The organism is Alsobacter soli (genome assembly GCF_003004785.1).
GTDB classification, from domain to species: domain Bacteria; phylum Pseudomonadota; class Alphaproteobacteria; order Rhizobiales; family Beijerinckiaceae; genus Alsobacter; species Alsobacter soli.
Window position 1 is genome coordinate 64,700 of record NZ_PVZS01000004.1, and the last position, 12,116, is coordinate 76,815.

General features: G+C 69.4%; 11 protein-coding genes. 2 read left to right on the forward strand and 9 right to left on the reverse strand.

Annotation, left to right across the window (positions count from 1 at the left end; translation table 11 throughout):
* Nucleotides 1-230: 230 nt before the first annotated feature.
* Nucleotides 231-758, forward strand: coding sequence for a hypothetical protein (locus SLNSH_RS04620; RefSeq protein WP_106335503.1), 528 nt, complete (start codon nucleotides 231-233; stop codon nucleotides 756-758).
* Nucleotides 759-830: 72 nt separating this feature from the next.
* Here SLNSH_RS04620 and SLNSH_RS04625 read toward each other — a convergent pair whose 3' ends face one another.
* The 5 genes from SLNSH_RS04625 to SLNSH_RS04645 all read right to left on the reverse strand — a co-directional run bounded on the left by SLNSH_RS04625 (nucleotide 831) and on the right by SLNSH_RS04645 (nucleotide 6,703).
* Nucleotides 831-2,201, reverse strand: coding sequence for a glycosyl hydrolase (locus tag SLNSH_RS04625; RefSeq protein ID WP_106335504.1), 1,371 nt, complete (start codon nucleotides 2,199-2,201; stop codon nucleotides 831-833).
* Between the two features lie 75 nt (nucleotides 2,202-2,276).
* Nucleotides 2,277-3,446 (reverse strand): YncE family protein, encoded by a 1,170-nt coding sequence (locus tag SLNSH_RS04630; RefSeq protein WP_245422047.1) that lies wholly within the window; start codon nucleotides 3,444-3,446, stop codon nucleotides 2,277-2,279.
* A gap of 160 nt (nucleotides 3,447-3,606) precedes the next feature.
* Nucleotides 3,607-4,566: an Hsp33 family molecular chaperone gene (locus tag SLNSH_RS04635; protein ID WP_106335505.1), complete on the reverse strand. Its 960-nt coding sequence runs from the start codon at nucleotides 4,564-4,566 to the stop codon at nucleotides 3,607-3,609.
* Nucleotides 4,563-5,495: an ornithine carbamoyltransferase gene (gene argF / locus SLNSH_RS04640; protein ID WP_106335506.1), complete on the reverse strand. Its 933-nt coding sequence runs from the start codon at nucleotides 5,493-5,495 to the stop codon at nucleotides 4,563-4,565. Before argF ends, SLNSH_RS04635 begins: the two co-directional genes overlap by 4 nt.
* Nucleotides 5,492-6,703, reverse strand: coding sequence for an aspartate aminotransferase family protein (locus SLNSH_RS04645; RefSeq protein WP_106335507.1), 1,212 nt, complete (start codon nucleotides 6,701-6,703; stop codon nucleotides 5,492-5,494). Before SLNSH_RS04645 ends, argF begins: the two co-directional genes overlap by 4 nt.
* 469 nt (nucleotides 6,704-7,172) lie before the next feature.
* Here SLNSH_RS04645 and SLNSH_RS04650 point away from each other — a divergent pair, with 469 nt between their 5' ends.
* Entirely contained in the window at nucleotides 7,173-7,712 is a 540-nt protein-coding gene (locus SLNSH_RS04650; protein ID WP_106335508.1) for a GcrA family cell cycle regulator, read from the forward strand.
* Between the two features lie 98 nt (nucleotides 7,713-7,810).
* Here the strand turns inward: SLNSH_RS04650 and phoB are convergent, their stop codons facing one another.
* From phoB to SLNSH_RS04670, 4 genes are all read right to left on the reverse strand, one after another.
* A complete protein-coding gene (gene phoB, locus SLNSH_RS04655; protein WP_106335509.1) occupies nucleotides 7,811-8,515 on the reverse strand; it encodes a phosphate regulon transcriptional regulator PhoB in 705 nt (234 codons plus the stop codon).
* 99 nt (nucleotides 8,516-8,614) lie between these two features.
* Nucleotides 8,615-9,664, reverse strand: coding sequence for an ATP-binding protein (locus SLNSH_RS04660; protein ID WP_106335510.1), 1,050 nt, complete (start codon nucleotides 9,662-9,664; stop codon nucleotides 8,615-8,617).
* Nucleotides 9,665-9,666: 2 nt separating this feature from the next.
* Nucleotides 9,667-10,662, reverse strand: a complete 996-nt coding sequence (locus SLNSH_RS04665; RefSeq protein ID WP_245422049.1) for a lysylphosphatidylglycerol synthase domain-containing protein — start codon at nucleotides 10,660-10,662, stop codon at nucleotides 9,667-9,669.
* A gap of 219 nt (nucleotides 10,663-10,881) precedes the next feature.
* Entirely contained in the window at nucleotides 10,882-11,955 is a 1,074-nt protein-coding gene (locus SLNSH_RS04670; RefSeq protein ID WP_106335511.1) for a malate/lactate/ureidoglycolate dehydrogenase, read from the reverse strand.
* Between the last annotated feature and the right edge of the window lie 161 nt (nucleotides 11,956-12,116).

The window sequence follows — 12,116 nt, forward strand, 5'->3', positions numbered from 1 at the left end:
CTGCCCGCCGGCCCGCGCCTACGCCGCCCTGCAGCGACCCGTGCGAGGACTGGGTCACCTGGGCGTCCACGCCGGCCCCGAGCGGGGCGGAGGCGCCAGCGTCCGGCGGTCGGGATGTATCCGCCCGCCCGAATGCGCGGAAGGCGGCCAGCCCGCATCCCACAGCCGCCAGGTCGCGCGCGCTCCAGACGCCGGCGCCAGGCACGCGCAGGGTGGAGGCGCCGCCCCCCATGGATGGGTTCTTGGCGGCGTCGCCCGAAGACGCGGACGCGTCGTCGCCTCAGTCCCAATTTCCGGCCGCGGACCTCGCATCGCCCACGGTCAAACTGGCGAAGGCTGGACGCAAGAGCGCGGATCGCAGCCGCCGCGCCCCCGAAGCCGGCGCTCGTGCGCCCCACAGCGGCCAGCCGCCGATCCAGAAACCCGGGAGCGCGCAGCCGGCCGCGGCGCCCGCGGCGGAGCCTCTCGCGGCCTATGTGCTGACCCGAAGCTCGGTTTCCCGCCTGGCCGACCTTGGCGGCAAGGCGATCGGGATGGCGCCCCTCGGCAAGGTCGCAAAAGCCCATGTCGACGCCGCGCTGCGCCTTGCGCATCTCGATGGCGATCTCGCCAGCGTCGACGAGAACAAGGCGGTTCGACGCTTGCTCGACGGAGACCTCGCGGGGCTGATCATCGATGTCGACCAGCCGCCGAAGGACCTTGCATCCGTCCCTCTAGACCGTTTCCGCATGCTGCCGATCTATGCGCCGGGACTTTGAGCAATCGGTTCGGTCTGGGATCCGCCTTCTGTCAGGTGAGACGGCGAGCCGCGTCGCGCAATGGACGACCCCTCATTTTGAGAGGCCGCCGGACCGGATCTCGAGGACCAGGGGGTGATCGCTCAGCGCGAGTTCCAGCGCGCCAACCTTCTGCAGGCGCCGGATGGGATCAGCGCCGACCGTCGGGTCGTAGATGGCGATGGCGGCGGCCTCTTCGGCCAACGCGACGGTGACGCGATCCTCTCCCGCCAGGCGCTCGCCCCAGACGATGAGCTGGAACGCTCCGTCGCTTCGTTGCAGGAGGAGATCATGCACCGTGGCGGGCTGCGGCCTCACCGTGTAGTCGAGCTGGCCAGGCGCGGGGGGGACGCCGCGGTCGGCGAGAATGGCGGTTAGATTGTGCAGATAGTCGGCCGCCTTCCTGGGCGTGTAGTCCGGCCGGAAGAAGCCGTAGCTCTGGTTCCCGGATTCATCGGTACGGTCGCGCAACAGATAGACTGACGTGTAGGCGTAGCCTCGCTTGAACTGCGCGAGATAGAGGTTCATCAGGTTCAGCCCGTGCAGGGCCTCGGTCACCGAGCCGCCGATCAGGGCGCCGGTTTCCGTGGTGACGCGCGGGAGGTTGGCGAGTTCGCCCTCGGGATAACCCTTGAAGCGCCTCAGCCAGGTCAGGCCGTAGTTTCCGAACAGCCCGTCCACCCTGGACGAGGCCGTCGGATCCGCGGCGTCCCAGGCCTTGTTGTCCGCGAGATGGGGCGCGTGCGGGTGATAGAGGTAGTTGTGGACGTTGGCGTAGTCCGCGTAGCGCGCGCCATCCGGCATCAGGGCTTCGGCCCCGCGCGGGATCGCCAGGAACTGGAGGCCGACGTTGTCGCGTTCGGCCCCCGGCTCAGAGACCGACCAGACCGGATAGGGCGCCAGAACAGGGTCGGCCTTCACGGCGGCGTAGAGATCGCGCTGGAGCCGCGCGATAGGGAGCCAGGACGGCTGGCGCCCCCCTCCCCTTTCGCCTTGGTAGGTGACCGGGAAGTTGTTCGGTTCGTTGTTGCCCTCGAACGCGAGCAGGGCGCCGGCCTGGGCGAGGACCCTGCCGGTCCTCAGCAGCTTATCGAGGTCGGACCCGCCGCTCACCAGACCCCAGTTCAGCCGCACGCCCGTCTCGCGGTGCAGATCGAGGAAAGTCTGCAGCGTGGTCGGCCCTTCGTCGGTCAGGCCCTCGATGCCCGCCCGCACCCATCGGAAGCCGGCGTAGCGGATCATCTCGATCGTGCGCGCCAGCGGCTGGCCCCGATCCGGGAACGTCGAGACGACCCCGATGCTGTCCAGGAAGCGTGAAGTGGGGACGGCCTTGACCGCCTCCGCCTTCGCCGCGCTGGCGCACATGTTCAGTCCGGCCGCGAGCAGGGACAGCCAAACGGCCCCGGCCATCATCGGACGCAACATGAAGCGGCTCCGCCTGGGCGTGAAGGAACGGCGACAAGCAAGCGGCGCGGACCAAGCCGCGCCGCGGGCTGCCCCTCAGCCCGGCCCCATGCGCGCCGAGGCGGGATGACCGGGCACCTTGAAGCGCTTGCCGGTATCCGTGACCTCCGATCCGTTCACCCTGAAGATCGAGAAGTCCTGGTCGAGGTAGTTGCCGACCAGCAGGTAGCGCCCGTCCGCGGTGAACACCGCCGCCTCGGGCAAGCCGCCGACCTCGATCTCCTTCACCTTCGAAACCTTGCCCGCCTCGATGCGGAGAACGTCGATGGCGCCGTTGCGCTGTCGGAAATAGGCGTTTTTGGCGGCGTTCGAACCGCGGAGGATCACGGCCACCGCCACGTCGCCCTTCGGACTGATGGCCAGTCCCTCGGGCCCGTCGCCCACCACGACCCGATCCACGATGCGTGGCGGGGAGGCGGCGAGATCGATGACGCTGACCGTGTCCACGCTGCCGTCCGACGCGCCGGCGGCGCCGTTGTCGGAGGTCAGCGCGAGCTTGCCGTCGGGCGCCACCGCCACGTTATAGGGCCACTGGCCGGTCGGCAGATCGAGCTTGGACGCGGTGACCTTTCCGTCGGGGCTGATGTCGAGCAGCGACGCCTTGTGGCCCGGGAATTTGACCGCGACGGCGCGCCTGCCGTCCGGGGTGAAGGCCACATGGGAGACGACGTCGCCCATCGGGACCGTGTCCACCAGCTTCACCGCGGTCCCCTTGATCGACAGCACCGCCACGGCGTTGTCTCCGCGGTTCGCCACCAGCGCCATGTCGCCCTTGGGGCTGATGTCGAGCCCGGACGGCATCTTGCCGACCTGGAGCGTGTCGACCAGCCTCGGCGGGGTGGCCTTGAGGTCGATGACGTAGAGCTTGTTGTCGGGCGTCTGCTTGAGCGTGTCGCCGTCCTTGATGACGTCCACGGAATCGGCCACGAGGGCGATGGATCCGGTCGGGTCGATCGCGACGTTCACCGGCGGCCCAACGACCGAGTTCTTGAGGGGCAGCGAGGCCACGATCTTGGGATCCTCGGGGCTGGCGAGGTCGACGATCAGCACGTTGTCCTTGCCGGGGGCCGACAACACGGGCTTGCCCTCGTCATCCCAGACCAGCTTCTCGTCACAGCCGACCACCATGTAGGGCGCGGCCCGGGCCGCTCCCGCATTCAGGGCGCAAGCCATGGCCAGGGCGGCGGCCCCCAGACTCCTCCTCATCGCGTACCTCCCTTGTCCGCCGCGGCCTCTTCCGGGCCAGCGGGGCAAGGGCAAGCTTAAACGTTCACGCGCGGCCGGGAAGAGAGTACGAACTCCTTCTTTCGACCCGCCTGGATTTTCGTGGAAGCGACCCGGCGCGGGGGAGAGCGGGCCGAAGCCGCTACTCGTCCACCCCGATCTCTTCCGGCTCGACGTGGTAGTGGGTCGAGCAGAACTCGCAGGTGATGCCGATGCGGCCGTCGTCGCCCACCATGGAGTGGCGCTCCTCGTCGGAGAACTGGCGCAGCATCCCGACGATGCGTTCGCGCGAGCAGCGGCAGCGCTCGACCACCGGCTGCGGCTCGAAGACGCGCACGCCGCGCTCGTGGAACAGGCGGTAGAGCAGCGTCTCGCTGGTCAGCGTTGGGTCGATGAGCTCATGGTCCTCCACCGTCTCCACGAGGGAGCGGGCTTCCACCCAGGCGTCATCTTCCGCCACCGCGTGAGGGGCGGTCCCTTCGGGGGCGTCGCCCGGGTGCAAGTCCGCCTGGCGGAGACGGTCAGGCGAGGACGGCAGGAACTGGACCAGGATCCCGCCGGCGCGCCAGGCGTGCCGGGCGCCGTTCACGGTTTCGCCGACGGCGAGGCGGACCCGGGTGGGGATCTGTTCGGATTGCTGGAAGTACTGGTGCGCCGCGTCCTCGATGGATTGCCCCTCGAGTGCGACGATGCCCTGGTAGCGGGACATCTCGGCGCCCTGGTCGATGGTCAGCGCCAAATGGCCGCGGCCCAGCAGGGCCTCGGGCGTGGCGTCCGAACCGAGTTCGGCGAGGCGGTCGCCGTCGTAGCGGGCGTAGGCCCGAACCTTGTCGGGCGCCTCGAAATCGACCACGAGCATGTCCACCGCGCCATCGGTGCGCGTCTGCAGCTGGAAGCGGCCCTGGAATTTCAGGGACGTTCCGAGCAGGACCGCGAGCACCACCATCTCGCCGACCAGCCGGGACACCGGCCCCGGGTAGGCGTGGCGCTCCAAAATCCGATCCACCAGACGCCCGAGGCGCGTGACGCGCCCGCGGGCCTCCAGAGGCTCCACCGCAAACGGGAGAACGAGGTCGTCGAGCTCAGGATGCGTGTCTGTCATCGATCCAAGGCCCCGAGACACCAGGCAAGCACGCCCTTCTGGGCGTGCAGCCGGTTCTCGGCTTCGTCGAACACCACGGACTGAGGGCCGTCCATGACTTCGTCCGTCACCTCCTCGCCGCGGTGGGCCGGGAGGCAATGCATGAAGATGGCCTTGTCGTCGGCGAGCTTCATGAGCTTGCTGTTGACCTGGTAGGGCGCGAGCAGGTTGTGACGCCGGCCGGCGTCTTCGTCGCCCATGGACACCCAGCAGTCCGTCACGATGCAGTCCGCATCGGTCACGGCCTCCTCCGGATCCTCCATGGAGGCCACGCGGGCGCCCTCGCGGCGGGCCCAGGCGAGCAGGTCGGCCGGCGGCGCCAGCGGCTCCGGCGCGGCGATGTTCAGGCGGAAGTCGAAGCGCGCGGCCGCGTGCACCCAGGAGGCGAGCACGTTGTTGGCGTCGCCCACCCAGGCCACGGTCTTGCCCTTGATGGGCCCGCGGTTCTCTTCGAAGGTCAGCACGTCGGCCATGATCTGGCACGGGTGCGAGAGCTTCGTCAGGCCGTTGATCACCGGAACGGTGGCGTACTCCGCCAGCTCGGCGACCGCCTTGGCGTCCAGCATGCGGATGACGATCGCGTCGACATAGCGTGAGAGCACGCGCGCGGTGTCGGCGATGGTCTCGCCGCGGCCGAGCTGCATCTCCGCTCCCGTGAGCATGATGGTCTCCCCTCCGAGTTCGCGCATCGCGACGTCGAACGAAACGCGCGTGCGGGTCGAAGGTTTGTCGAAGATCATCGCCAGCGTCTTGCCGGTGAGCGGGCGGTCGGCGGCGTGCTGGCCCTTGCGGCGGACCTGCTTCATGGCCGCCGAGGCGTCGATGATGCGGCGCAGCTCGGCGCTTTCGCAGGTGGACAGGTCCAGGAAGTGGCGGACGGACGCGTTCATGCCGCGGCTCCCGTCTTGCTGGCCTCGATCCGGGCGCAGGCCCGGTCAAGCCGGTCGAAGGCTTCCGAGACATCCGCCTCGGTTATGACGAGCGGGGGAAGCAGACGCACCACATTGTCGCCAGCGGGGACCAGCAACAGATGCTCCTCGCGGGCGGCTGCGGCCAGCTCGGTGTTTGGGATCTTGGTGCGCACGCCGAGCAGCATCCCTTCGCCGCGGATCTCCGCGATGATCGAGGGGTGGCGGTCCTTGAGTTCGGCGAGGCGCTGCTTCAGCACGAGGCTGATGCGCTCCACGCGCTCCAGGAAGCCCGGCTCGAGCACCACGTCGAGCACGGCGTTGCCGACCGCCATGGCGAGCGGGTTGCCGCCGAAGGTGGTGCCGTGCGTGCCGGCGGTCATGCCCCTGCCGGCCTCGCGGGTGGCGAGGCAGACGCCGAGCGGGAAGCCGCCGCCGATGCCCTTGGCGACGCTCATGATGTCGGGCGTCACGCCCGAGCGCTGATGGGCGAAGAGCTTGCCCGAGCGGCCCACGCCCGTCTGCACCTCGTCGAAGATGAGGAGGATGCCGTTCTGGTCGCAGAGCTCGCGCATTTCGCGCAGTTGCTGGGGCGTGAAGCCGCGCACGCCGCCTTCGGCCTGGATCGGCTCGACCATGATGGCCGCCGTCTCGGGCGTGATGGCGGCCTTGAGGGCCTCCATGTCGCCGTAGGGGACCTGGTCGAAGCCCTCGGCCTTGGGGCCGAAGCCTTCCAGGTACTTCTGCTGGCCGCCGGCCGCGAGGGTCGCGAGGGTGCGGCCATGGAAGGCGCCTTCCACGGTGATGATGCGGAAGCGCTCCGGATGGCCGCCCACGGCGTGGTACTTGCGCGCGATCTTGATGGCGGCCTCGTTGGCCTCCGCGCCCGAATTGCAGAAGAAGGCCGTGTCCGCGAAGGTCGCGTCCACGAGCCGCTGGGCGAGTTTCTCGCCCTCGGGGATCCGGTACAGGTTCGAGACGTGCCAGACCTTGGCGGCCTGCTCGCCGAGCGCCTTCACCAGGTGCGGATGGGCGTGGCCCAGCGAATTCACGGCGATGCCGGCGCCGAAATCAAGGTATCGCTCGCCTCGGTCCGTGTAGAGCCAGGGGCCTTCTCCTCGCTCGAAGGAGAGGTCCGCGCGCGCAAAGGTGGGGAGCAGCGGCGACGGCTTGGGGCTCTCTTCGGCCATGGCGGGTCGTCTTTCCTCGATGGGGCCTGAAAAAGGAAGCGCCGCCCGACCGGGGCGGCGCGCCGGAACTATGGGGATTTCCCGCTTTTCTGTCAATAAAAGTAGCCTGTGACAGGCCTGCATCAGTGTCCTGCGCCTTTGCGCAACGTGCTCCGCAGGTCAATGCCTTAACCGACTCTTTCCTGCCACGATCCTTGTTGAAAACGCCCGCCGCCGCCGCCGGATGATTCCCCGGACTCTTGCGACGGAGTCACGCGATATCGTAGGTTTCCACCTGTCGAATACGACATGTGGTGCGGCAAACCACGAAGTCAGAACGAGTTCCAAAACCCGTGCTTCGCCCAGGCGGAGCGGCGAACGCGGAGGGATTCAATCTGGCCGATGAGGCAGGCGAAGGGCGTCCGACAGAGCGGCCGGCAGAGCCGACGGGGCGTCCGCAGAGGCAACACGAGATACGGAGACGAGGCCGATGTCCTGGACCGATGAACGGGTCGAACTCCTCAAGAAGCTCTGGAACCAGGGTTTGAGCGCGAGTCAGATCGCCTCGGAGCTGGCCGGGGGGATCACCCGAAACGCCGTGATCGGCAAGGTGCATCGGCTGGGACTGTCCGGCCGGGCCAAGTCGCCGGCGCCCCAGCAGGCGCGACCGCGCAAGCCCGCCACGCGGGCCCCGAGCCATCCGATGACGCACACGGCGCCGGCGCCCTCGCCCGTGGCGCGGGGCAACCTCGCCGTGATGCCCAAGGCGACGCCGATCGTGGCTCCCCTCGTCGAGCTGGCGCCGGCGCCGGTGGCCGAGGTGGTGATCCCGATGTCGGAGCGGGTGACCATCATGGAGCTCCGGGACACCATGTGCCGGTGGCCGCATGGCGACCCGACGAGCGAGGATTTCCGCTTCTGCGGGGCCAAGTCCCCGCCCGGCGCGCCCTATTGCCCCTTCCACGCGCAGATCGCCTACCAGCCGTCGCTGGATCGCCGGCGGTCGGCGGCGAAGTTCGCGGCGAGCTGACGTAGGCTCGCGCCTTCAAGCAACAATGGCCGGGCATGCCCGGCCATTCGCGTTCAGAGCCGTTGCTTGGGAGGGCGTTCTTCCCGCCCCGCCGTCGCTCAGCGCCTTGCGAAAGTCTCGTCGAAGGAATAGCCCGCGCCCCGGACGGTGCGGATCGGGTCCTTTTCACGCGGCCGGTTGATCGCCTTGCGCAGTCGCCCGACGTGGACGTCGACCGTGCGCTCGTCAATTTCGCTGTCATGGCCCCAGACGCCATCAAGCAATTGCGACCGGGTGAAGACGCGGCCCGGCTTCTCCATCAGAAATTCCAGCATCCGGAACTCCGTCGGGCCGAGCCTGAGCTCGCGCCCGGCGCGCCGGACGCGGCGGGTCTCCCGGTCGAGCGCGATGTCGCCGGACTCGAGCAGGGTGGCGACGCGCTCCGGGGAGGCCCTGCGCAGGAGCGCGCGGACGCGGGCCACCAATTCCGGGACGGAGAAGGGCTTGACCACGTAATCGTCCGCGCCGGTGGCGAGGCCGCGCACCCTTTCGCTTTCCTCGCCGCGGGCCGTCAGCATGATGATCGGCAGCCGCTGGGTCTCCGGGCGCTGGCGGAGGCGCCGGCAGAGCTCGATCCCGGACAGGCCCGGCAGCATCCAGTCAAGCAGGACGAGGTCGGGCGCCTGCTCACGGATCCTGATGTCCGCCTCGTCGCCGCGCGCGACGGCTTCGACATGGTAGCCCTCGGCCTCGAGATTGTACCGGAGCAGAAGCGTCAGCGCCTCCTCGTCCTCCACGATGAGAATATGGGGGGCGGTCGTCATCACGCCGTCTCCGGGCTGTTGCACGGCTGCTGTCTATGACGTCTCCATGACATTCATATTACAGCCGTCCATCTGTCCGCCGTCGAGGCGGCGCATGATCTAGGGCGCCGACTGAGGGATGGCGACGCGGAATGTCGCGCCCTCCCCTTTCCGGCTTTCGACGGACAGCCGTCCACGGTGACGCGTCGCGATGTGCTTGACGAGCGCGAGGCCGAGCCCCGTTCCCGACTTGTCGGACGTTTCGGCGCGATAGAACCGTTCGGTCAGGCGGGGGAGATCGGCCGGAGCGACGCCGGGCCCATAATCGCGCACGGACAGACGCCCGTGCGGCCGGCCGCCTTCCTGCACTGCGTCCACCGTGACGTCCACGCGCCGGCCGGCCTGGCCATACTTGATGGCGTTCTCGACCAAGTTGTCGGCAACGCGCTGCAGCTCGTCCCTGTCCCCGGGGACGACCACCGGATCCGGCGCGTTGAGCCGGATCTCCACACCCTTGTCGTCCGCCATCGGGCGGAGCGTATCGATCACCTGCCTGGCGACCGCGGCGATGTCCACGGGCGCGTCGGGATGCCGGTGCTCGCTCATTTCGATGCGCGACAGCGAGAGCAGGTCATCGATCAGGCGCGCCATGCGCTGGGCCTGGGTCCGCATGATGGCGAGAAACCGCTCGCGGGCGACGGGATCGTTTTTGGCCGGGCCTTCCAGCGTCTCGACGAAGCCCAGCAGCGAGGCCAGCGGGGTGCGCAGCTCGTGGCTGGCGTTGGCGACGAAGTCGACCCGCATCTTCTCCAGCCGCCGCGCCTCGGTGAGGTCGCGGAAGGCGATCAGGGCCGCGGGGGCGCCGCCGTGCTCCTCCGAGCCGTCCGGGAGAGCGGAAGCCTGGAAAGAGAACACGCGCTGCACCGGCACGCGCTCCTCATATTCGTCCGATACAGGTCCCTGCCCGCGCGATGCCGCCTGCGCGGCTGCGATCAGGGCCGGGGCGCGCAGCGTGAACGACAGCGGCTTCCCCGGTTTCAGCGAAGGCCAGGTCTTGGCGGCCGCGGCATTGCGCATCACCACCGTGAGCTCCCGGTCGACCACGACGACCGGGTCGGGCATGGCTTCCAGGATGGAAGCGACGAGCCGTCCCTGCCCCACTTCGCTCATGGTCAACCCGAGCCCACCTCGATCTCATCCTCGTCCTCCCCGTCATCGGCCCGAAAGGCCTTGACGCGGCGAACGATCTCCATGGCCCCGAGCAGGGCCAGCGCCACCACGAAGGGCACGAGATAGTAGCAGATGCGGAACAGCAGGAGCGCCCCGATCATCCCGCCATAGGGCAGGCGCCAGAAGGCGAGCAGCATGGTGCTCTCGAAGACGCCGAGCCCGCCGGGGGCGTGGCTGACCATGCCCAGGATGCAGGCGAAGGCGTAGATGGCGGCCAGGGTCTGGAACTCGACGCCGTAGCCCGGAGGCATGAGAACATAGAGCACCGCGCTGGCGCAGCAGACCTCCGCGGCGCCGAGCACGATCTGCCCGAGCGAGAGCTTGAAGCTGGGCAACTCCAGGCGCCAGCGCTGCACCCGTACGGCCCGGCGCTTCACGGCCACCCACGCCAGGTAGCCGACGATGAGCGCGAGGACGGCGGCGCCGATCCAGCGGTTCACGAACACCGCGAGGTTATTGATGTCGGCGATGGCGGGAGCCTGCCAGACCAGCCCCAGGCCCACCACTGTGCCCATGCCGAGCAGGAAGGTGAGGCCCGCGATCGTGGTCAGGCTCGCCACCTTTCCGGCGGAGACCCCGAGCGGCGCGTAGATCCAGTAGCGCACCGTGGCGGCCGTCACGAGGGGGAAGCCCAGCGTGAAGGAGATGGCGTAGCTGGTGAACGAGCCCAGGGCGGTGACGCGGTAGGGAATCCTGAGCTTCAGCTGCCTGAGCGCCAGGGCGTCGTAGCCCGTCAGCAGCGTGTAGCTCAGCGTCACGAAGCCGGCCGCAATGGCGAGGCTCTCCAGGTCGGCGCGGGCGAAGGCGTCGCGGACGTCCGACAGCTTCACCTCGGCCATGATGCGCCACAGCACCACGGCCGAGATGACGAACAGCAGGACGCTGGCGGCGGTGCCGATCCAGGCCCAGCGTCCCCGCGGGCCGGGGGTCGGGGTCACGAACGCGCCGCTCTGCGGCCCTGCTGCGCGGGGCGCGGCCGGAGCTTCGCCCGCTGGGCGTTCGTCCAAGCTTCTCATGTCGGGTCCGTCCACGCCCGCGGACGCCGCGGGCGCGCTCCTTATGGCGGCGAGCGACAAGGCTCGCAAGCCCGGCCCTGGGCCGATGCGGGAACGGTCCGGCTCACGCCGGAGCCGGACCGAGGGCGCGCAACCGGGGCGTCAGGCCAGCCCGGCAAGCGCCTGCAGCTGGGCCCGGGCCAGCCCGACGGTGTCCGCCGCGCCGTTGATCTGCTCCCAGGTGGTGACGTCCACCGGGATGCCGTCGCGCAGGCGCGCGGCGCGCGTGCGACGCTCGGGCTCGCCCGCGATCAGGACCTCGGCGTCCCGCCCGGGCAGGGGCGTGCGCGCCCACTCGATGAACGCGTCGATCTGCGGGAAGAAGGTCTCGGTCGTGCCGACCGCCTCCGGGGACACGATAACGGAGAACATGCTGTTGATGATGGCCGGCCGCTGGCGCGGGTGGTGCTGGGTGCCGCCGCCGGAAAGCGCGCCGGCGAGCAGTTCGCAGGCGAGCGAGAGGCCCCAGCCCTTGTGGTCGCCGAAAGGCAGCAGCGTGCCGCGAGGCTCCTCGAAGAGGGCCGCCGGGCTGGTGGTGGGCTCGCCGGTGTGGTCGAGCAGAACGCCCGGGGGCACGTCCACGCCCTTGTTGTAGGCGACGCGGACCTTGCCGACCGCCAGCTTGCTGGTGGCGAAGTCGACGATGACCGGCTCCTGCCCGCGCCGCGGGATGCCGATGGAGATCGGGTTGGTGCCGACGCGCGCGGCGCGGCCGCCGAACGGCGCCACCGACGGGTCGCTGATCACGTTCACGAAATGGAGCGAAATGAGCCCCTCGGCGGCGCACTGCTCCGACCAGTGGCCGATGCGGCCGATGTGGTGGCTGGCGCGCAGCGAGAGGATGCACGATCCGTGCTGCTTCGCGCGCTCGATGGCCATGGCCACGCTGTCGTGCGCCATGGTCTGGCCGAGCCCGAGGTCGCCGTCGCAGAGCAGCAGCGTGCCCTTGTCGACGAGCACCTTGGGCGCGTGGTTCAGCTTCATCTCGCCAGCGGCGAAGTTGGCGATGTAGGCCGGGATCATGCCGACGCCGTGGGAGTCATGGCCGCGCAGGTTGGCCTCGACCAGATGGTTGGCCGCCAAGTGCTGCTCGCGCTCGCTGGAGCCAGCGGCGGCGAAGATGCCGCGCACCGCGGCGCGCAAGTTGGCGTCCTGGATCCTGATTTCTTCCGCCATCGGCGTCACCTGCCCTCGTATACGCCCTTCCCGGGCCGTTTCGGCGCGAGAAGGTGACGGCCCGACCGCCGAATGGCAAGGCGCGACGCGCCAGCGCCGGGCGGCTCTGCGTCTGGCGCAAGGCGCGCAGAGGCCCCGGGTCCGAGGAGGACGGCGGACCC

What these genes read in the sequence shown, in the direction of transcription:
- SLNSH_RS04620 (WP_106335503.1), top strand. Translation starts at nt 231, where the DNA reads ATGGATGGGTTCTTGGCGGCGTCGCCCGAAGACGCGGACGCGTCGTCG.
- SLNSH_RS04625 (WP_106335504.1), bottom strand. Translation starts at nt 2,201, where the DNA reads ATGTTGCGTCCGATGATGGCCGGGGCCGTTTGGCTGTCCCTGCTCGCG.
- SLNSH_RS04630 (WP_245422047.1), bottom strand. Translation starts at nt 3,446, where the DNA reads ATGAGGAGGAGTCTGGGGGCCGCCGCCCTGGCCATGGCTTGCGCCCTG.
- SLNSH_RS04635 (WP_106335505.1), bottom strand. Translation starts at nt 4,566, where the DNA reads ATGACAGACACGCATCCTGAGCTCGACGACCTCGTTCTCCCGTTTGCG.
- argF (WP_106335506.1), bottom strand. Translation starts at nt 5,495, where the DNA reads ATGAACGCGTCCGTCCGCCACTTCCTGGACCTGTCCACCTGCGAAAGC.
- SLNSH_RS04645 (WP_106335507.1), bottom strand. Translation starts at nt 6,703, where the DNA reads ATGGCCGAAGAGAGCCCCAAGCCGTCGCCGCTGCTCCCCACCTTTGCG.
- SLNSH_RS04650 (WP_106335508.1), top strand. Translation starts at nt 7,173, where the DNA reads ATGTCCTGGACCGATGAACGGGTCGAACTCCTCAAGAAGCTCTGGAAC.
- phoB (WP_106335509.1), bottom strand. Translation starts at nt 8,515, where the DNA reads ATGACGACCGCCCCCCATATTCTCATCGTGGAGGACGAGGAGGCGCTG.
- SLNSH_RS04660 (WP_106335510.1), bottom strand. Translation starts at nt 9,664, where the DNA reads ATGAGCGAAGTGGGGCAGGGACGGCTCGTCGCTTCCATCCTGGAAGCC.
- SLNSH_RS04670 (WP_106335511.1), bottom strand. Translation starts at nt 11,955, where the DNA reads ATGGCGGAAGAAATCAGGATCCAGGACGCCAACTTGCGCGCCGCGGTG.